The sequence below is a fragment of the Pantoea sp. MQR6 genome, assembly GCF_022761075.1.
In the GTDB taxonomy this organism is placed as follows: domain Bacteria; phylum Pseudomonadota; class Gammaproteobacteria; order Enterobacterales; family Enterobacteriaceae; genus Pantoea; species Pantoea phytostimulans.
The window spans coordinates 438,469-458,927 of the sequence record NZ_JAKYXB010000004.1 but is presented as its reverse complement, the minus strand read 5'-3'; the positions used below and the strand labels follow the sequence as shown (position 1 = coordinate 458,927).

At 50.7% G+C, this 20,459-nt stretch carries 20 protein-coding genes; 15 read left to right on the top strand and 5 right to left on the bottom strand.

Going from position 1 to position 20,459, the window contains the following annotated elements:
* The first annotated feature begins 4 nt into the window (after positions 1-4).
* Genes MUG06_RS17330 through MUG06_RS17315 form a run of 4 tightly spaced genes read left to right on the top strand, consistent with a single transcriptional unit; the run spans position 5 to position 2,887 of the window.
* Entirely contained in the window at positions 5-943 is a 939-nt protein-coding gene (locus tag MUG06_RS17330) for a TIM barrel protein (RefSeq protein WP_243079395.1), read from the top strand.
* Between the two features lie 30 nt (positions 944-973).
* Positions 974-1,408 (top strand): 6,7-dimethyl-8-ribityllumazine synthase, encoded by a 435-nt coding sequence (locus MUG06_RS17325; RefSeq protein ID WP_215848413.1) that lies wholly within the window; start codon positions 974-976, stop codon positions 1,406-1,408.
* A 7-nt stretch (positions 1,409-1,415) separates the two neighbouring features.
* The gene (locus MUG06_RS17320) at positions 1,416-2,375 is read left to right on the top strand and encodes a sugar-binding transcriptional regulator (RefSeq protein WP_243079394.1); all 960 of its coding nucleotides are present in this window, start codon (positions 1,416-1,418) and stop codon (positions 2,373-2,375) included.
* A 38-nt stretch (positions 2,376-2,413) separates the two neighbouring features.
* Positions 2,414-2,887: a nuclear transport factor 2 family protein gene (locus MUG06_RS17315; protein ID WP_243079393.1), complete on the top strand. Its 474-nt coding sequence runs from the start codon at positions 2,414-2,416 to the stop codon at positions 2,885-2,887.
* Between the two features lie 22 nt (positions 2,888-2,909).
* Here MUG06_RS17315 and MUG06_RS17310 read toward each other — a convergent pair whose 3' ends face one another.
* Positions 2,910-4,004: an NADH:flavin oxidoreductase gene (locus MUG06_RS17310; protein WP_243079392.1), complete on the bottom strand. Its 1,095-nt coding sequence runs from the start codon at positions 4,002-4,004 to the stop codon at positions 2,910-2,912.
* Between the two features lie 106 nt (positions 4,005-4,110).
* On the opposite strand from MUG06_RS17310, the gene MUG06_RS17305 reads away from it, so the two are divergent.
* Positions 4,111-5,007, top strand: coding sequence for a LysR family transcriptional regulator (locus MUG06_RS17305; RefSeq protein WP_243079391.1), 897 nt, complete (start codon positions 4,111-4,113; stop codon positions 5,005-5,007).
* 19 nt (positions 5,008-5,026) lie between these two features.
* Here MUG06_RS17305 and MUG06_RS17300 read toward each other — a convergent pair whose 3' ends face one another.
* Complete coding sequence (locus tag MUG06_RS17300) at positions 5,027-5,422, bottom strand: hypothetical protein (protein ID WP_215848417.1); 396 nt, start codon at positions 5,420-5,422, stop codon at positions 5,027-5,029.
* Between the two features lie 434 nt (positions 5,423-5,856).
* On the opposite strand from MUG06_RS17300, the gene MUG06_RS17295 reads away from it, so the two are divergent.
* The 3 genes from MUG06_RS17295 (at position 5,857) to MUG06_RS17285 (ending at position 8,935) form a co-directional block, all read left to right on the top strand.
* Positions 5,857-6,645 (top strand): transcriptional regulator, encoded by a 789-nt coding sequence (locus tag MUG06_RS17295; RefSeq protein WP_215848418.1) that lies wholly within the window; start codon positions 5,857-5,859, stop codon positions 6,643-6,645.
* A gap of 115 nt (positions 6,646-6,760) precedes the next feature.
* On the top strand, positions 6,761-7,144 hold the full coding sequence (locus MUG06_RS17290) for a DUF1090 domain-containing protein (protein WP_243079390.1): 384 nt from the start codon (positions 6,761-6,763) through the stop codon (positions 7,142-7,144).
* A gap of 516 nt (positions 7,145-7,660) precedes the next feature.
* Positions 7,661-8,935: a Glu/Leu/Phe/Val dehydrogenase gene (locus tag MUG06_RS17285; protein ID WP_215848420.1), complete on the top strand. Its 1,275-nt coding sequence runs from the start codon at positions 7,661-7,663 to the stop codon at positions 8,933-8,935.
* 35 nt (positions 8,936-8,970) lie between these two features.
* Here the strand turns inward: MUG06_RS17285 and MUG06_RS17280 are convergent, their stop codons facing one another.
* Complete coding sequence (locus MUG06_RS17280) at positions 8,971-10,140, bottom strand: ROK family transcriptional regulator (RefSeq protein WP_215848421.1); 1,170 nt, start codon at positions 10,138-10,140, stop codon at positions 8,971-8,973.
* A 282-nt stretch (positions 10,141-10,422) separates the two neighbouring features.
* Here MUG06_RS17280 and MUG06_RS17275 point away from each other — a divergent pair, with 282 nt between their 5' ends.
* From MUG06_RS17275 to ugpC, 5 genes are read left to right on the top strand one after another with little or no spacing between them, the layout of a single operon-like run.
* Positions 10,423-11,670, top strand: a complete 1,248-nt coding sequence (locus tag MUG06_RS17275) for an extracellular solute-binding protein (protein WP_243079389.1) — start codon at positions 10,423-10,425, stop codon at positions 11,668-11,670.
* Positions 11,671-11,679: 9 nt separating this feature from the next.
* Positions 11,680-12,588: a sugar ABC transporter permease gene (locus MUG06_RS17270; RefSeq protein WP_243079388.1), complete on the top strand. Its 909-nt coding sequence runs from the start codon at positions 11,680-11,682 to the stop codon at positions 12,586-12,588.
* Positions 12,578-13,417: a carbohydrate ABC transporter permease gene (locus tag MUG06_RS17265; protein WP_215848424.1), complete on the top strand. Its 840-nt coding sequence runs from the start codon at positions 12,578-12,580 to the stop codon at positions 13,415-13,417. Before MUG06_RS17270 ends, MUG06_RS17265 begins: the two co-directional genes overlap by 11 nt.
* Positions 13,414-14,346 carry a carbohydrate kinase family protein gene (locus tag MUG06_RS17260; protein ID WP_243079387.1) on the top strand — a complete coding sequence of 311 codons (933 nt, stop codon included), beginning with the start codon at positions 13,414-13,416 and terminating at the stop codon, positions 14,344-14,346. Before MUG06_RS17265 ends, MUG06_RS17260 begins: the two co-directional genes overlap by 4 nt.
* Positions 14,347-14,348: 2 nt before the next feature.
* Positions 14,349-15,440, top strand: a complete 1,092-nt coding sequence (gene ugpC / locus MUG06_RS17255; RefSeq protein ID WP_243079386.1) for a sn-glycerol-3-phosphate ABC transporter ATP-binding protein UgpC — start codon at positions 14,349-14,351, stop codon at positions 15,438-15,440.
* A 61-nt stretch (positions 15,441-15,501) separates the two neighbouring features.
* Here the strand turns inward: ugpC and MUG06_RS17250 are convergent, their stop codons facing one another.
* Together MUG06_RS17250 and MUG06_RS17245 are read right to left on the bottom strand one after the other, a co-directional pair.
* Entirely contained in the window at positions 15,502-17,451 is a 1,950-nt protein-coding gene (locus tag MUG06_RS17250; RefSeq protein WP_243079385.1) for a methyl-accepting chemotaxis protein, read from the bottom strand.
* 160 nt (positions 17,452-17,611) lie between these two features.
* Entirely contained in the window at positions 17,612-18,085 is a 474-nt protein-coding gene (locus MUG06_RS17245) for an OsmC family protein (RefSeq protein ID WP_243079384.1), read from the bottom strand.
* A 172-nt stretch (positions 18,086-18,257) separates the two neighbouring features.
* Here MUG06_RS17245 and MUG06_RS17240 point away from each other — a divergent pair, with 172 nt between their 5' ends.
* The gene (locus tag MUG06_RS17240; RefSeq protein WP_215848428.1) at positions 18,258-18,734 is read left to right on the top strand and encodes a heme-degrading domain-containing protein; all 477 of its coding nucleotides are present in this window, start codon (positions 18,258-18,260) and stop codon (positions 18,732-18,734) included.
* A 567-nt stretch (positions 18,735-19,301) separates the two neighbouring features.
* Positions 19,302-20,420, top strand: a complete 1,119-nt coding sequence (locus MUG06_RS17235) for a Fic family protein (protein ID WP_243079383.1) — start codon at positions 19,302-19,304, stop codon at positions 20,418-20,420.
* Positions 20,421-20,459 lie beyond the last annotated feature (39 nt).

Here is a 20,459-nt window from a genome sequence, read left to right as displayed (position 1 = left end):
GATCATGCCATTGACGCTTTCACTCAATACTAATCCACTGGTGAATCGCTTTGCCGATCCGGAAGATTTGATTCATACCGTCGCACAGCAAATTCGCGTGCGGGATTTACAGCTTACGCATGAATTTATTAATCCCAGCTGGGAGGCGTCAACCATCATGCAGATGACGCGCCGCATGAAAAAGGCAATGAACGAAACGGGTGTTCGCATCACATCGGGTATGACCGGCCCTTACGGCAGGCTGAATCACTTTGGTCATCCCGATGCGGATGTTCGACGCTATTACGTTAACTGGTTTAAAACGTTCGCGGATATTACCGCTGAGCTTGGCGGTGACGCGGTGGGTTCGCAATTCGCCATTTTTACTTATAAAGACTTTAACGATATCGCCCGTCGCGAGCAGATGATCGATATTGCCATCGACTGCTGGGCAGAATTGGCTGAACATGCGAAATCCGCCGGTTTATCTTATCTGTTCTGGGAGCCAATGAGCGTGGGCCGTGAGTTTGGCGAGACTCTGCCAGCCTGTATGGCTTTACAGCAACGATTGAGTGGGGAAAACCTGGCGATACCTTTGTGGATGATGGCAGATATCGATCACGGTGATGTTACCTCTGCCGATCCACGCGATTACGATCCCTATGCCTGGGCTGAAGCAGTGCCGCGTTATTCGCCGATTATCCATATAAAACAAAGTATGTTGGATAAAGGCGGGCACAGGCCGTTTACATTACAGTATAATACTGGCGGTCGAATCCAACCGGCTCCGCTGCTTGACGCGTTTGCTAAAGGCGGCGCGCAAGACAATGAAATTTGCCTGGAACTCAGCTTCAAAGAGCGCGAACCCACCGACAGTCAGGTGGTCGCGGATATCGCCGAGAGCGTTGCCTTCTGGGCCAACCATATTGATTCGGGGGTGCAGGATCTCAATCTGATCCGCTAACCCGTCATGTCACTTTTACTGGAGTAAGTCATGCAGCCGTTGAAAGTCGCCTTTATCAAAGCAAACTGGCACAGCGAAATCGTTTCTCAAGCCCTTGTTGGGTTTGAGCAAGAACTTGAAAGCCGCGGAACACCGTTCGAAATCAAAACCTGGGATGTGCCCGGCGCGTTTGAAATGCCGTTACTGGCTCAACGTTTAGCGCAGACCGGCAAATTTGACGCGATTGTTTGCGCCGCACTGGTAGTAGATGGTGGCATTTATCGTCACGACTTTGTCGCACAGGCGGTTGTCACAGGATTGATGCAGGCGCAGCTGGCTACCAATGTGCCGGTTTTTTCCGTTTCTCTGACACCGCATAACTTCCAGCCCGCTGATGAGTTCATCGATTTCTACACGGCGCATTTCGTGAAGAAAGGCAAAGAAGCCGCTAATGCGGTTAGCCAGATTCACGCGCTGGAAATCTGATTCATTTATGAAATCTGCGCCCACTTCACCTGACAATGATGAGTCGCTCGCGCTTCGTGCCGCCTGGCTGCATTACGTCGGCGGCTATACGCAGGCTGAAGTGGCAAAACGTCTGGGTTTGCCTTCGGTTAAAACCCATCGTTTGATCGCCCGTGTGGTGGCAGAAGGCGCAGTAAAAGTCTCAATTGATGGCGATATCGTGGCTTGCGTTGAACTGGAGAATCAGTTGCGTGAGCGTCACGGGTTACGTCTTTGTCGCGTAGCGCCTGATTTGGGTGAAGAAGGTTTGCCGGTGCGCGCATTGGGCATGGCGGGTGCTGATTATCTGCGCAACTTGCTCTGCTCCACTCAACCCACAACGCTGGGTTTAGGACACGGGCGTACACTCTCTGCTGCCATTCATCAATTACCTCGCCTTGATGCACACCATATCCGCTTTGTCTCCTTGTTGGGATGCCTGACGCGTCATTACGCGCTTAATCCCCATGATGTTATGCACCGCATTGCAGAAAAAACCGGCGCACAGGCCTACATGATGCCGGTGCCCTTTTTTGCCAATACCGAAGAAGATCGTGATGTATTGCTGGCGCAACGTGGCGTAAGCGAAGTTTTTGCCATGGCCGCGCAAAGCGAAGTGAAATTAGTGGGAATCGGTACCGTGGAACCTGCCGCACAGTTAGTAGAAGCGGGAATGATCGAAGAAACAGAAATTCGTGATATTTCAGCTTCGGGTGGCATCGGCGAACTGCTTGGTCATTTCTTTGATGCACGCGGTCAAATGATCCATAACACTCTCACCGCACGCACGCTGGCTGTTTCGCTGGATATACGACGCCGCGATGAAATCGTTGCGTTAGCCGGTGGTGCATCCAAAATTGCGGCTATCCGCGCCGTGTTGGCAAGTGGTTTACTAACAGGATTGATTACCGATGAGCTGACGGCTAAAGCTTTGTTGGCAGCCATCTGACGTTTCATCATGACTTTTTAGTGTATTCAGGAGATTTCATGAGCAACACGCGCCCACCTTTACCCCCTTTCACGCATGCCGACCAGGCTATTCAAAAAGTTCGTCTGGCTGAAGATGCGTGGAATAGCCGTGAACCCGAACGTGTTTCCTTAGCCTATTCCGAAGAGAGCCAGTGGCGTAATCGCGACCGGTTTATTAATGGGCGCAGTGACATTGTCACCTTTCTGGCTGAAAAATGGCAGCGCGAGCATGAATATCGTCTGATCAAAGAGTTATGGAGTTTTCACCTCAATCGCATTGCTGTTCGCTTTGCCTATGAATGGCATGACGAAGGCGATAACTGGTTCCGCTCGTACGGTAATGAGAACTGGGAGTTTGACGAAAACGGATTAATGACGCGCCGTTTTGCCAGCATTAATGATTTGGCTATAAGCGAAAGCCAGCGGCTATTTCACTGGCCGCAAGGCCGTCGCCCTGATGATCACCCTTCTCTCAGTGAGTTGGGCCTTTAGCGAACCGCCTGCTTTGCGCCGTTTAGCTAAGTTCGCTTTCTTTAACATCGGCAAACGGTGCCAAAAGATCGCGATCAAATTTATCTATTGATTCGCCACGCTGCACACGTAGCGGCCAGTCTGGATTCGCCAACGCGCTTTTGCCAATAGCAATAAAGTCAGCGCCCAGGTTCATCACCCGGCTGGCTTTATCTGCATCATCTACTGCGCCGTTAGCAATCAACACTAAATCAGGCGCAGCTTTACGCGCCAGTTCAACCAACGATAATGTGCCGTTTTTGAATGCTGGCTGCCAGGCTTGGTGTTCGGTGATATGCACGTAATCCACTCCTGACGCTGCAAGCAGAGAAAACACCTGAGCTGCACCCGTCTCTCCTTCGGACCATTGATGCTCAAAGTCATTGACCTTTGCCTGCGAAATACGAATACCTACGACCACATCTGGCCCAACTTTCTGGCGTACAGCACGGATGACTTCCAGGCTCAGTGACAAACGTTTAGCAATGTCACCGCCCCAGCAATCGCGGCGTTGGTTGGTATAACTGGTGAAGAATTGATCAAGGAGATAGCCGTTGGCACCATGAATTTCGACACCATCAAATCCAGCTTCGTTAACCGCATGCGATGCGGTGTTGGCAAACGCGGTGATAATGCTTTGAATCTCATCCTCTTCCAGGGAATGCGGCAGCTTATACGGGCCTTTCCCATGATAAAACTCAAGCTGTTTTCCTTTGGGTTGAATTGCCGAAGGCGCGACTGTATCTGTGCGGTAAATGTTGCCTTGTGATAAAGCGCCCGCATGCTGAATCTGTGCAATCACCTTGCTACCCGCAACATGAAGACTTTCTGTTATGGCTCGCCAACCTGCAATTTGCTCCGCATTAATCAAGCCAGATTGAAAGGCATAGGTTTGCGACCAGGCATCATCAATATAAATACCTTCAGTAATAATGGTGCCAAAGCCCCCGCGGGCGAAGCGTTGATAATATTTTTGCATCCGCTCTCCCGGCACACCGCATTCAGACGCTGAGATGCGTGTCATCGGTGCAACTAACAAGCGATTTTTAAGTTGCAGCTTATTGATCTGACCGGTTTGAAAAAGGGGTAAAGACGTCATTTCTATTATCCTGATAAGCGAGAAGTATTACTTATCATTATAATAAGAGCCTGTTCAGGCAGTAATAGACGTAAATGATACGTCTGCATAACGGAATTCGTTATAAATGAATCTCAAAGATGTGAATGTCTTCTTGATGGTGACGCAAACGCAAAGCCTTACGCAGGCAGCAAAACGACTCAATACCACGCCCATGACCGTGTCGCGCAGGCTGGCATTACTTGAAGATGAACTGGGTCAGCGTTTACTGCATCGCACAACGCGGGCGGTGGCATTAACCGCTGAAGGAGAAGAATTTCTGCCTTATGCACGCGCGATGTTGGAAGCCGAACGCGGCGCATTAAACTTGCTGTCGCCGCAGAAATCAGGCGCTGCCGGCAATTTACGTGTGACTGCGCCTTCCGGCTTTGCGCGTCGTACTATCATGCCGCTTCTTCCGGCGCTGCTGGCTAACAATCCTGAGCTCAACGTAGATCTTCAATTCAGCGACGACATTATCGATATTGTTGGACAGGGTTTTGATATCGCGATCCGCATCGCACCGCTTCGGGACTCTCGGCTCGTAGCGCGCAAGCTGGCGGATAATCCCCGCGTTCTGTGTGCTTCGCCTGATTATATTAAGCAGCATGGTAAACCCACGCAGCTAACGGCATTAAGCGAACACAACTGCCTGCGGCTAAGCAGCGTCTTACAGTGGACTTTTATTACTGATGGACAACCCACCAGCATCAGCGTAGAAGGCCGCTTTAGCAGTAGCAATGTTGAAGGCGTGCGTGCGCTTTGTATTGCTGGAATGGGATTAGCACAGCTGACAGCATGGGACGTACGTGAGGAGTTAATTAACGGCGAACTTATCGCCATCTCGCTGGATGACGTGCAGGATCAAATGTTAGCGGTTTGGGCGCTGTTCCCTACTTCACGGCATTTGCCCGTGCGGGTTATCACCTTTCTGGATGTGCTCAAACAAGCAATGCAATCTATCAGTATGTCCGGCGCGCCGTAACGCGCCGGGCGAAATATCATTAACCTTGCGCGTCGTCGTGTTCAGCAAAAGAAGCCTGATTACGCGTGACGGAATAAGCCACTTTTTTTACATTCTCGGGCGACGTGGTGACTTCAACCGGTGCAATCGTTACGCGGCCTAAGCCAAACAGCGTCGGAACGTAGCCACCAATTTTGTGTTTGCCTGCAGGCACATGTATCAACATGCTGTCACCATTGAGTAATTCGCCAGCATCTTTGCCGTCTACTGTCAGGTACACATTTGAGCCATCATCCGCACGCGTCACAATGTGCGAAACATTGATTTGCGTTGGACCAGCAGCGAATTCATTCGGTGCATCTTTTGATGAATGCTTAGCGCATCCCGCCAGCAACGTGGCGGCCGTTATAGCGGCGAGTGTAAAACGATAACGCATTATGGCGGTCTTTCTCCCAAACAAATGAACTGTCTATTTTAGCGATTCTGGCAAAGGATGAAAGCGCAGCCTCCCTCGGCATGCTCTTAAAAATGGGTTTTAACGTCAGGTTTGTGTAAAAGTCGCTCATGCCAGATTCCGTCGCTGACTTCTCAGCCTTATTGCGGTGAAATAATGCGCTAATGTTGTTTTGCACCAAAAGGTTATGACTAAAAATGCTGTGCTTATGCTTAACATTTATAGATAAATTCTGATGCTGCCGTTTGGGTTAATAATCGCTTAAAATCAAGACGTAGAAGTGAACATGTATTATTCAGCAATGAGTTTGTCCGCATTTTAGGCAGTGAGAACCTATCTATTTATTTTTATGAGGTTCATAGTGCCCTCTCATCCTCGGTTAACCCGGCGGCCATTCCCTCATCTGAGGGCATCTTATGCAATTCCATACGACTGATACTATTTGTGCACTGACTGGCACGCACCCGGCAAATTTAAAACGCTGGATGCATCAGGGCCTGCTTGCGTACACATTACAAAACGAGGGCTGGAGTGACGATCAGCTAAACGAAATTTACGACCTTGTTGCCTTAACAGCGACAGGTGCGACGCTAAAAGAAATCAAACGTGGTAAAGCGTTACATCGTCCAGTTTCGACTTCCGGCTGGCATGCGCGTAAAGGCGACATGTTATGGGAACTTGAATATGGCACACCGCTTTCGCTTTCGCGCAAAATGCGCGATATGTCGAATGACTACAGTGGCGATGACTTGGTTTTTAAGCTGCTTTGTCCCCTAAACCAGTGGCTACATGCCGATCATCGCCAGGGTTCATCACGGCGATTGGCGCGTTTCGAACAGAGCGTTCGACAGCAAGCGGGGATTGTCATGCGCGCTTCATCTCGACGTGGGGAAACTGTTCCGTTGTTTCTCGAAGCGGTCAGTGTACAGAACGTTAGCGAAATTTGGCTGGAAGCGATTCGTTTAACCGCAATGGGTTTTCACGTTGAAGTCTCGACATTAATGTCTGGACAGCCCGCAGCGAAACCGGCTCAGTATCAACATCATGTTATGTGGTGTGGCGCGGGCATCAGTAAATCGATGAATCACTACTTTGATAGTGAACGTGCAGCGGGCAAAGCGGTCATGCTGAGCGGTCCCGATAAAAATTTGCGCTACTCATTTAATTCCCTTCCTGCTAACACCTGGCAATCAGGCGCAGCTTAAGGCCGGTTAATTCCGGCTCTTTTCTCTGTCCTTCAGATATTTTTTTTGGGTAAGATTCTCTTAAGGTTCCTGAATATAATAGGCAGCATCTTATTTAAGCCTAACGAGAACCTCTATGAAAACCACCTTGCTCGCTCTTTCACTCTTATTATCGTTGACTGCTTCATCTGCACAAGCGGCCAGTGAACTGACCGGATGCGCTGCGAAAAAAGCAGATATTGAGCAACAACTGAAATATGCAAAACAGCATAACAATATATCCCGCGTTGCCGGACTGGAAAAAGCGTTACGCGAAGTTGAATTTCACTGTAACGACAGTTCACTGTTAAAACAGCGCCAGGCAAAAGTAGCGGCTAAAAAAGAGGATGTTCAAAAACGCGAGCAAGAATTGGCGCAAGCACAGGCCGAAGGCCGCACCAGCAAAATTGAAAAGCGTCAGCAAAAGCTAGCGGAAGCGCAGGAAGAATTACAAGAAGCAGAACACGCACTCGTGCAATAACGTGTTTATGCCAGCGTCGATGTTCACTTCAGCAACGCTGGCCTTCTTTGGTCTCTCATTCCATTCCCTTGTGATGCTGAACGTTGGCTATAACCGGTTTCGCCAGCCGTTATACGCTAATCTGTTGATCACCAAGCTTAATCCCTGCCTCACTCATTACTTTATCTCACCCTCTGATTACTTTCTCTCATGCACCTTGATGGTGCAACAAAGTCAATACGTCCTATAAACAATAAGTTCACTTTATGAAGCCCTTCAAAGATCTACAAACTCATTAAAAATTGTTTTATATGCACAGCTTACGCCTCATTTACGCATTTTTATGCAGCTATAACGCGGCCATATTTTGGATAATTATTCACTTAATTTCCGCTTTAAAGAGCATGTTGGCGCTGGGTTAGCCCTAGCAACGACATCATATTTTTTCCAGCAGTGATAAATTATGTCTGCGCGGTTAAATGCGCTCCACATCCACGGCCCTACACAATAAATAACTTCATTAAGAAAGGTTTTTATATGGTTAAGTTATCTTACGCGTCAGAAACTAGCACATCTGCCTGGTCAACCTATTTACAGCAAATTGACCGCGTAGCGCCTTACCTCGGCGACCTTTCACGCTGGATAGATACGCTGCGTCATCCTAAACGTGCTTTGATCGTTGATATCCCCCTGCAAATGGATGACGGCACCATTCGCCATTTCGAAGGCTATCGCGTTCAGCACAACCTCTCACGCGGGCCAGGAAAAGGCGGCATTCGTTACCATCCAGACGTTGATCTTAATGAAGTGATGGCGCTTTCTGCCTGGATGACCATCAAGTGTGCGGCAGTTAACTTACCGTACGGCGGCGCAAAAGGTGGCATTCGTGTTGATCCCTTTAAGCTTTCAGAAGGTGAGCTGGAGCGTCTGACGCGCCGTTACACCAGCGAAATCGGCATCATTATTGGGCCACAAAAAGACATTCCTGCGCCGGACGTGGGAACCAACAGCAAAGTAATGGCATGGATGATGGACACTTACTCCATGAATCATGGCACCACCATTACCGGCGTGGTCACCGGCAAACCCATTCACCTTGGTGGATCGCTGGGACGTGAAAAAGCCACTGGGCGCGGTGTATTTATCACCGGCCGCGAAGTTGCTCACCGTGCTGGCATCGAAATAGAAGGTGCGCGCGTAGCGGTGCAAGGTTTCGGTAACGTCGGCAGCGAAGCAGCACGACTGTTCGATCAAGCAGGTGCGCGCGTGGTGGTGATTCAGGATCACACGGCAACGCTGTTCAACGCAGACGGCATCGACATGGCCGCCCTGACACAATGGCAGATTGAGCACAAGCAGATTGCCGGTTTCAGCGGTGCGCAACATATTGATAAAGAGGCTTTCTGGAGCACGGAGATGGATATCCTGATCCCTGCCGCGCTTGAAGGTCAAATTACCCGTCAACGCGCTGAAACGCTGAGCTGCAAACTGGTGCTGGAAGGCGCAAACGGTCCAACCTATCCTGACGCGGACGACATGCTGGCAACGCGTGGCATCATCGTGGTCCCCGATGTGGTCTGCAACGCAGGCGGCGTCACCGTGAGTTATTTTGAATGGGTGCAGGACATGGCCAGCTTCTTCTGGAGCGAGGACGAGATCAACCAGCGCTCAGATAAAATCATGACTGAAGCGATGGTCCACGTGTGGGAAAAAGCCAAAGAGAAGGATTGTTCATTGCGCACCGCAGCCTACATTGTGGCGTGTGAACGTATCCTGATGGCACGTAAAGATCGTGGTATCTATCCAGGCTAATAAACCGGGCGCTGCTGATTATCTGCAGCGCCTCGCTATTTCATCAAGACCTGAAACTGCGGATTAAATTCGTCAAATATGGGTAAGGCTGCGGCACCCAGCGCAGCGGTATCACTGCCGCTCATGCCGGTTTTCAGCCGCATGCCATCAAGATAACGCCCACGTACAGATTGATACAATGGCGGCAAGCGCTTGACGATTCTTTCAAGTAATTCCGCTGGCATCATGCCGCCAATAATCACGGCTTCCGCATCAAATACCGATTCGAGAATGTTGATCGCCTGACGCAGCGGCGTGAGTGCCGTCTCAATCCACGCATCAAATTGCGCGTGTTCAATATTTAATAAATCTTCCGGTAGCGCGCTCATGGGATCCAGCCCACAAAATTCATACGCTGCCTGCAACGAGACATAACGTTCCAGGCATCCCTGATTGCCGCAATAGCAGGCCCGCCCGCCCGGCTCCACGACGATGTGCCCTATTTCACCGGCGTTGTGCGCATGGCCGGTATAAATATGCCCATCAGTAAAGATGCCGGCGCCCAAACCGGTGCCGATATAGAGATAGATAAACGAGTTAAGCTGACGCGCAATTCCGTGGAATCGTTCACCAATAGCGGCGACGGTAGCATCATTTTCCAGCGTAACGGGTAGATTGCTTAATGCAGCAAGCTCCGCTTCAATATCGATATTTTCCCAGCCGTTGAGTGTGGTTGGCCCAACAGATGAGATTCCCTCTACGCCAAACGGGCCTGGCATGACGACGCCAATACCCAACACTTTTTGCCACTGCGCCCCGAGAAAGGCGCGCATCTCATCAAGCAGTGCCGCGATGCGCGCTAACGTGGCAGCGGGTTGCGGCTTCTGCACCATAACAAGGCGACGAAAGTGAATTTCACCGCTCAGATCCACCAGCACCAGCAACAATGTTTGATGATCAAGATGAATGCCGATCGACCATGCGCTGGCGGGATTAATCGCGACTGGAATGGAGGGTTGCCCACGTCCGCTCCGTCGCGGCTGGCGGCTGGTGAGCAGCTCGGCCTGCTCCAGTTCCGCGACAATATTAGAGACAGTTTGCGGCGTCAGCGCAGTTAACCGCGCCAGCTCAGCCCGCGTAAGTTCACCGTTTAGGCGAATCGCTTCAATGATGACGCGGCGATTGTGCGCACGTGCATGTTCTAAATTAGTGCCCGAGGTTTTCATGATGATGTCCATAACAGCAAGTGGCTCAGTATCGGCTGCGAAAAAGGGCTGATCAAATAATATCTTTGATCCTGCACACAATTTCAGCGCGTGATGATAGGCAGATTGGCCTCAAAAGCGCAGTCTTTCCTAAGCGTTGTTGCGCCTTGATCCTGTTATGGCATGGCGTTTGCTTAGTTTTATCAGGTTAGCGGTTTCAAGCTGGCCTAAGTTACGCCTCTGATTAAATCAATCAAATTGATTTAATTAATCCCGCTCTGTTTCTGCTGTGTGGAGATCATCATGACCCAACGTTTCACTCCGAAACTCAAAGGCGGCCTCGCCGCGTTACTGATGTTGAGTGCTGGTAGCGCATCAGCGGCCAGCCAAATCAACGCCCTGTTCATGACGCAAGCGGCTTACAGCGAAAATGACATTCGCGCCATGACGCAAGATTTTGAGAAACAACACCCTGATGTAAAAGTGAACCTTGAGTTTGTGCCTTACGAAGCGCTGCATGACAAAATCGTGGCGGCAAAAGGCGCAGGTGGTAACGGCTACGATGTGGTGCTGTTTGATGCGATTTGGCCTGCCGAATTCACCCGTTTTGATTTGCTGCAGGATGTGAGTTCACGTATTACGCCAGAAGAGAAAGAAAAGGTGTTCCCCGGCGCGTTGAGCACCGTGGTTTATAAGGGCAAAACCCTTGGCATGCCGTGGATTCTGGATACCAAATATCTTTATTACAACAAGGCGATGTTGGCAAAAGCAGGCATTACCGACGTGCCGCAAACCTGGCAACAGGTGATGGACGACGCCAAGATTATCAAGCAGAAAAATATCGTTAAATATCCGTTGGTCTGGAGCTGGTCGCAGGCTGAAGCGCTGGTGTGCGATTACACCACGCTGGTTTCTGGTTTTGGTGGTGAATTTTATCAAAACGGTAAGCTGAACTTTACGAGTCCCGCCTCGTTGAAAGTGCTAAATCTCATGAAAAGTTCATTGGATGAAGGTCTGAGTAATCCCGCATCGCGTGAATATCTTGAAGAGGATGTCCGCAAATCTTTCTCTAATGGCGATGCCGCTTTCGCGCTTAACTGGACTTACATGTACAACATGGCCAACGATCCCAAACAGAGCAAGGTCGCGGGTGATGTCGGTATCCTGCCCGCGCCTGGAGACGCACCGGGCAAAGTGGGCGCGGTTAACGGCTCGATGGGATTGGGCATTGCGAAAGGCAGCGAACATCCTGAGCAAGCGTGGCAGTTCATTACCTATATGACCTCTCAGCCGGTACAAAACCAATACGCAAAACTTAGTCTGCCGATTTGGAAATCCTCTTATCAGGATGAGGCGGTTAAAAAAGATCAGGAGAGTTTGATTGCCGCAGCGGACAAGTCACTAAACGTGATGTTGTCACGTCCTGAAACTGCGGATTATTCGCGCCTCTCCAATACGCTGCAGCAAGAACTTCAGCAAGTGTTGTTAGGTAAAACGCCAGCGCAAGATGCCATGGCAACCGTCGATAAAAGCGCTGCGCGCTTGCGTTAAGGAGCAACGATGCTGAGTTTGCGTCAACGCGAACAGCGTCAGGCATGGGTGCTGCTTGCACCCATGATCATTGTGATGCTGCTGCTTACTGCCTGGCCGCTGCTGCGCACCATTTGGTTAAGTTTTACCGATGCGGCGCTGATTGGCAGCGGCGAAACGCCCGGGTGGATCGGTCTTGAGAACTATGTTTATGCGCTGACCGATCCCGATTTTCAAACCTCAATCCTGCGTACGCTCTATTTCACTGTGGTATCGGTGGCTTTTGAAGGCGTTATCGGCGTGCTGGTGGCGCTGCTGCTAAATCAGAAATTCGCGGGTCGCAATGTATTGCGGGTATTGGTGATTCTGCCGTGGGCGCTGCCGACCATCGTTAATGCCATGATGTGGCGGCTTAACTTCAATCCTGATTACGGCAGCATTAATGCGCTGCTGACGCAACTCGGGATCATCGACGGTTATCGCAGTTGGCTGGGATCGCCTGACTCCGCGCTGAACGCGGTGATGTTCGCTGACATCTGGAAAAACTATCCGTTGGTCACGCTGTTAGTGTTGGCGGCGCTGCAATCCATTCCCGACGATCTTTTTGAAGCGGCTCGCTTAGACGGTGCTTCTGCCTGGCGTCGTTTTCGCGCCATCACCTTTCCGGCCATTGTTGCACCGCTCGGCGTGGCATTGGTGTTACGCACCATTGATGCCTTTAAAATCTTCGACATCATCTATGTGATGACACGCGGGGGTCCCGTCGACAGCACTAAAACGCTGAGCTTTTTTGTTTACCAAGAGTCGTTCAGCTATTTGCGCGCGGGCAGCGGTGCCGCCTATGCCATGTTGATGACGTTGATGTGCGCCCTGCTGATCACGATCTATTTGCTGATGTTATGGCGTCAGCGTCGCCGGAGTTCCGCTTATGAAAACTAACCTGCGCATTCTGCTGCGCTACGGTGCGGCTTTGCTGGTGGCACTCTCAATTTTGGCGCCGATGGGCTGGCTGTTCCTGATGAGCGTGAGTTCAACCGGTGATCTGTCACGCGTGCCGCTGGAGTGGTTGCCGCGTGAATGGGATTTCAGCCGCTACACGCGACTGGTATCGTTGGCCCCCAATCAACCCGGCAATCTGTTCCTGCATGCGTTGGGCAATAGTTTATTAGTCGCCAGTATCGCCACCCTGATTTCGCTGTTTCTGGCGATACCGGCAGCATTCAGCTTTTCACGCTACCCAGGCCGTGATGGTTGGCTTTTCGGTGCGCTGGCCATCTACATGGTGCCGCCTGTGGCCTTCGTGTTGCCACTCTACTTTTTGCTGCAACAGCTGGATCTGCTTAATACCCGCCCCGGCCTGGTCATTGTCTATTGCTCATTGATTTTGCCGTTCCTGACCTGGATGTTGAAAAATCAGTTCGACTCACTGCCGCGTGATATTGAGCAAGCCGCGCGTTTGGATGGATTACGCTTCTGGCAAGTTTTGCTGCGTATTACCTTGCCGCTGGCAAAACCGGTCTTGGGTGCAGCGGCGCTGTTTGGTTGGCTGCTCGCCTGGGATGAATTTTTCTATGCGCTGCTGTTTACCAGCAATATCTCGGCGCAAACCTTGCCGGTTGCGATTGCCGGGTTTACCGCTGGCCGCGCTACCGATGATGGTTTGATAGCAGCAATCGGGATTTTGGCGTCGGTCCCACCGCTGTTTATTGCTATCTGGCTCCAGAAAACGCTGGTAAGCGGCCTGGCCAGTGGCGGGAGTAAAGGATGAATACTTTATATGTGGTGGGCAACATCAACGTTGATCTCATCATGAGTACACTTAACGACTGGCCTCAGCGCGGTACAGAAGTGATGTTGCAGCACAGTGAATTGCGTCCCGGCGGTTCGGCGGGTAACTGCGCGTTGGCGCTGGAAGCGATGCAGGTTCCCCATCGCGCCATCGCGAATCAGGGCAATGATGGCTTTAGCGCCTGGTTGGCAAGCCACTTTCCACACAGTGCAGCACATTGGCCGCTTTCCTCATGTGAAACCTCGCTGACGGTGGGCTTAACGCACCCGGATAATGAACGTTCTTTTATCAGTAATCGCGGTCACATCACCGAACTCACCGCTGAAGATGTTCTGGCGCAACTGCCCGCGCAAGCCACAGCGGGTGACATCGTACTGCTGTGCGGCACCTTCCTTTGCCTCAAGCTTTATGCGGCTTATCCCACCTTATTGGCAGAGATTAAACAGCGCGGTTTTATCGTGGCGGTCGATACCGGCTGGCCGCCTGAAGGCTGGTCGACTGCGCTGCGTCAGCAGATTGACGTCTGGCTGAAGCATTGCGACTGGCTACTGCTGAATGAAGTCGAAACCTTGGGTTTGGCAGATTTGCCTTCTCTGCAATCCTGCGCGCAACAACTGGCCACCAAGCTCAGTGGCAAAGGTGGCTGCGTAGTGAAATGCGGCGCTGACGGCGCACGACTCTGGCATTCCTTGCAGGAAATGCATGTCGCGTCTCAGCCGGTGAAAGTGGTCGATACCATTGGTGCCGGTGACAGCTTTAACGCCGGCTTTCTGACGGCATTGCTCTATCAAGAATCTGCGCACACCGCATTGCAATGGGGCATTGATGTTGCTTCGTTGGCGATCAGCAGTTCTCCGCGCCGTTATCCCGACTGGCAACAACTTCAACAACACAAAGAGGTGCGCTAATTATGGCCAGTGTTGAACTCGTAAAAGTGGCTAAGCGCTACGGCAAACAGAGCGTGTTACATCCGCTGGATTTAACCATTCCCGATGGCAGCTTCACCGTATTAGTTGGCCCTTCCGGCTGCGGAAAATCAACCTTGCTGCGCCTGTTAGCGGGACTTGAAACCCTGTCTGATGGCGCGATTTTGATGGATAAAAAGCAGATCAACGATCTCGACCCGGCAGATCGTGATATCGCGATGGTATTTCAAAGTTATGCGCTCTATCCGCATCTTACCGTTGCGGAAAATCTTGCCTTCCATATGCAGGTGAAGAAGGTCAAGCGTGACGAGCAAAAGAGTAAAATCGCTCGCATTGCCGCTATCTTAGGCATTGATCAGCTGCTGCAACGCTATCCCCGTGCGCTTTCTGGTGGTCAACGTCAGCGTGTCGCAATGGGACGCGCCATGGTGCGCAATCCGCAGGTTTTCTTGTTTGATGAGCCGCTCTCCAACCTTGACGCTCAGTTGCGAATGGAACTTCGCGCCGAAATCAAATCATTGCATCAGCGCTTTAAAACCACCATGGTTTATGTGACCCACGATCAGGTTGAAGCGATGACGCTAGCCGATCAGATTGTGGTGATGAAGGATGGTGTGATTGTGCAACAAGGCGCGCCGCTGGCTATTTATGATCGCCCGGTAAATACATTTGTGGCGCGATTTATTGGCTCGCCTCCCATGAATCTTCTCAATGCCGTTTTTCAGCAGCAAAATGGCCTTCCCGGCTTGCTGTGCGGTGCCCAATGGTTTGCACTGCCGCTACGCTGGCATACGGCCGCACAACAACGCGAAGGGCAAGCAGTAACCTTGGGTGTACGCCCTCATGATTTGATCTGCGACGCATCGGGCCAGCCAGCCTTGGTAAAAATTGTCGAAATTACCGGTGAATCCACGTTATTACATCTGGAATGGCAAGGTTCGCCACTGCACATGCAGTTAGCAGGCCGCAGCGAAGCAACACCGGGCGGATCGCTGGCAATCGGTATTAATACGCAGAAAATACATCTGTTTGATGCAGAAAAGGGTGAACGGCTCACTGAAGTTTTTGAGCATTAGTAAAAAAACCCGCCAAATGGCGGGTTTCGTTTATTCATCAAACAACAGCGACAGTCAGTGATTATGCACTCTGCTGTAGATGGAATTGCTCAACTGTTTGTGCCAGCTGCTGCGCTTGATCTTCCAGAGAACTGGCTGCCGCAGACATTTCCTGCACCAGCGCGGCGTTCTGTTGGGTGGTGCCATCCATTTCATTAACCGCAATCGTAACCTGACTGATCCCCCGCGCCTGCTCATCAGAAGCTGATACAATCTCAGCAATGATGCCTTGAACCGAAGTTACCGCCTGCGTCATCTCCTGCATGGTTTTTCCCGCGTCATTCACCAGCCTCACACCACTTTCAACCCGCACGCTCGACTCCTCAATCAATGCGGCAATCTCTTTCACCGCATTTGCGCTACGCTGAGCAAGATTACGCACTTCTGACGCTACCACGGCAAATCCACGCCCCTGTTCGCCTGCACGCGCGGCCTCAACGGCGGCATTCAGTGCAAGGATGTTTGTTTGAAAAGCAATGCTGTTGATCATGGTGGTGATGTCGCCGATCTTCTTCGAGCTGTCATCAATCTGCGCCATGGTTTGAACCACTTGCCCGACCAGAGTTTCACCGCGACTCGCAATAAGCGTGGCATTTTCTGTCAGGCTGGTTGCCTGCTGTGCGTTATCCGCATTTAAGCGAACGGTGGCGCTGATCTGTTCCATGCTGGCAGCCGTTTGCTCCAGCGCCGCAGCTTGTTGTTCAGTGCGCGAAGCCAGGTTGAGATTGCCGCTGGCAATTTCACCTGCACCCTGGCGTACTGATTCGCTGGCATCTTTGATCTGCCCAACAATGGCTCGCAGTTGGCTTTGCATGGTATGCAGCGCAAAAAACAGGCTGCTGCGATCGTTAGCCTGAACGGTGATGACATTATCCAAATGACCATCCGCCACCGCTAATGCAATTTTTGCGGCTTCCAGCGGCTCGCCACCAATCGGTCGCAGGACTTTACGGTTGAACAGCACGCCAAGCAGCGTACCCACCAGCAAAATGCTCACAATCATCAAGACAATGGCATAGATTAATTGACGGTTTGCCGCCGCCATCACCTGACTCACCGGCGCGACCACACCAATATACCAAGGCTTATCGCTGTTCCCGATAATCACCGGTTGCCAGGTAATCAATGCCTCTTCACCCAGCACTGCATCAAAGTGCTGAACCACCGCCGAGGTAAACCCATCGCTTTGACCTTTCCACACCTTTCCTGCTTCATCTTTATTCGGGGACGAAATCACTTTGCCGCCATTGGAGAGCAGCAGCGCATAACCGGTGCCTTCCCAAGGCTTAATTTGATTCACTTTCTGCTGAAGAGACGCTAACGAAATATCAGAGGTGACGACGGCGCGAAGTTTCGCATTTTCAAAAACAGTCGCAGCCACGGAGGTTAATAAGGTAGGTACACCGTTATAGGCATAGCTATAAGGTTCTGTCAGGGTGTCTTTCTGGGTTTTTTGTGGCACAAGATAATAATCACCTTGTCCTGGTGTGAGATAAGAGGTTAACGGGTGCATGGAGTAATTGCCGGATTGATCGCGATCGACAAACCAGGCATAGCGCCCTTTTGGTGCCTGATTAGGTTGCGTTGCGAATTCCGCATCACGTCCGTCAAAGGCGTTTTCTTCGAAAATCACTGACATCGATAAATAGTCGGGATTCGCGCGCAGCGAATATTCCATTATTTTGTCAACGACTTTGCGGTCGGTGATATTCGCAGCAGGCAACGCAATCAGACTTTGGCCAAGGTTATGCGCAACATCACGCGCATAGCTTAATTCCTGTTGAATCTGCAAACCTTTGCTTTGCGCAATTTGCTGCAAATAGTTTTCAGCCAGCGTCTTCTGTTCTTTACTCGATTGCCAACTCAGCACGCCAATGGTAACGGCGAAACCCAGCATGATAGTCAAGCCTCCCGTCCACAGCATCTGCGTGCGGGTGCTCATTCTTTTCTTCTCTTTGGTTTGATTGGCCATTGCGGCTCCCCTGAAATAAACCTTCTCATGACCTCCCTGTAAATTTCATCCGTTACAGGATCCTCTATCGGCGCTTTTTTTTTGAACTTTAATCACTGCCGAGGACGCTTTTTTAGAAGAGATCGCAGTGGCGTGGGGAGTCGCCACTATAAAAGTGAGATTATTCAGCCGCGTCGGTAATCGATGCTTCGCAGAGCACCGGAAAATTAAGCGAATTGGCGATAAAGCACATCTCATGCGCGTTGTGATGTAACGCCAGCGCCAACGCTTTATCGCTGCCCTGCCGCACCGTGACCTGCGGTTTTAAGATAATTTGAGTAAAGTGCCCTTTTTCACCTTCTATCATCGTGCCTTCTGCATTATCACGGTATGCAGTTACCACGATTCCGGCTTCAGCACACAGATGCAGATACCACAACTTGTGACAGGCAGACGTAGAGGCCAGCAACATATCTTCTGGATTCCAGCGGGTCGCATCGCCCAGAAAGGCCGGATCGGATGAGCCTTGAATTGCAGGTTTGTTCGCTGTCGTCACCACAAAATCACGTTGATAGGAACGATAAGATTCCGTGCCTTTGCCGCTGTTGCCGGTCCATTCGACGCTAAGCTGATAATGATGTTCACGTGCTGCCATTTGTCATCCTTATGGGTTATTTGTCACTGATATTAAAAGGATCGCTTGAATGCAGTGAAGTTTACATGGCGAAAAACTTAAATTTTGCGCAGTCAGGATAAATGGATGCGGTAATTTTATTTTGTTGGTATGTTTAATAGAATATTAATTCCATTAAACCAGAGTGATAACCATGTCATCGACCCTTACTTCACACACTATCCTGCAACAAGAAGCTGAAAGTCGTTTATCTACGTTTGATTTCCAACTGGCCTGGCTTTTAGGCCAAAGCCTGCAACAGCGCGCCAGTGAGCAAAAATTACCGGTCGCTATTGAAGTTTATGCCTTTGGTCAGCCTCTTTTCTTTGCCGCGCTGCCCGGTTCAAGCCCTGACAATCTGGAATGGATGAAGCGTAAACGCAATTCAGTGCTGCGCTTCGGACATGCCTCAATGTACCTCGGCCTTAACAATGAGCAGAGCGGCAAACGCATGGAAGAGATGAACTGGATTGCACAAGATGAATTTACCGATCACGGTGGCTCATTCCCGCTGTTGAACGAGGCAGGCGTGGTGTTTGGTGCGGTGAGCGTCAGTGGCTTACCGTCTGAAGAAGATCATACGTTGGCGTTATGGGGCATCCAACAAATTCAACATACTCTGAACACGTAAACCAAAAGCGCGAAGAGGCACAAGACCCCGATAACGGCGGTCAGCGAAGACTTAAACGCGCCTGATAGCCAATTTATCAACGCATAAAGCCGCTTCGTGCGGCCTGATTTTGATGCTGCCTGTTCAGCTCTGCAAAGAAATGGAGAAATTTTTCCGGCCAGTAACTGAATTAGGGTTAACTTGACCACAAACCGGAAAACTTAAATCCGCCGACAACGCTTTTTTTTGATCTACAACAACAAACGTTATCCGCACTACTGTCAGTTTATGTAAACGGTTTTCAAACCACGAAACGACAGCAGGAGAAGATAATGATGACGGGCAAAGTCGGGTTAGCAGGCGCGCTGGTGGTATGGCTGGTTTATGTGATCTGGATGGTTCAGTTCTACTCGAGCACCTTCACGCAATTCACACATTAATCTCAAAACAGGGCCTTCGCGTCCTGTTTCTCTTTCCTCTTTGAATTTTTCTCGCTCGCACATGAGCCAATAAGCCCCTATAATCGACTCATATTTTGAGCCGAATGACACTCTCTATTCGGCTCATACCGATAAGATGAGCCGCTTGATGACAACGTTATGGATTTGGCAACACCCCGATTGGCCACAGTTTACCTGGCAAGATGCACAACTCCTGCCGCGGCTTCGCCATGCTCAGCAACTGCGTGGCACGTTATTGGGCCGCGCAAGCCTGCAATCGGACGATGAATCGCAAACGCTCGATACCTTGCTGGCTAATATTCTCTCCTCTTCTGCCATCGAAGAAGAACGCGTTAACGCGCAATCGGTGCGTTCATCGCTGGCGCGGCGTTTAGGTGTTTCCGAAGAACAACCTTATCCCATATCCGACCGGTCTGAAGGATTGGCGGCGATGATGCTTGATGCCATCAATAATCGCGATCGACCTTTAACACTCAAGCGCTTGTACCAATGGCACCATTGGCTCTTTCCACAGGATGAATGGTCAATCCATTCGCTAAGCGTCGGTGCGCTTCGCGGCAGCGAGCCAATGCAGGTGGTGTCGGGACGCCTTGACCGACCAACGGTTCACTTTGAAGCGCCGCCGCGTGCGGGACTGGAACTTCAGCTCGACGCGTTTATGACATGGTTCAACCAAAGCCGGGAGAATGTATTACTCGATCCGTTGTTACGCGCTGCCATTTGCCATCTGTGGTTTGTTACGCTTCATCCGTTCGATGATGGTAATGGGCGCATTACACGTGCATTAACAGATTTGGCGCTAGCGCAAGCGGATAGCCAAAGCATTCGGCTTTATGCCATGTCTTCAGCCATATTGGCAAAACGCGCCGACTATTATCGGGTGCTGGAAAAAACGCAGAAAGGCGATCTGGATATCACCGGCTGGCTGGTGTGGTTTTTGGATATTCTGGAAGAAAGCCTGAATCAGGCGATGCTCAGCGTTGAGCGTACACAACTAAAAGCCCGATTCTGGCTGCGCCATCAAGGGTTGGGTTTGAGTAAAGAACAGGTGAAAGTGCTCAATCGATTACTGGACGGCGGCGAACAGGGTTTTGAGTTAGGCATTAGCGCCAGTCAGTATCAAAAAGTCGCCAAAGTGAGCAAATCGACGGCAACACGCCATTTAGCCGATCTGCTGGAAAAAGAGTGTCTTTACAAGCTGGAAGGCGGAGGTAGAAGTACGCGTTATCAGGTTCGCCGGGTTTAGAAAGGCAGAAACAAAAACGCCGTCAGCTTATTACTCACG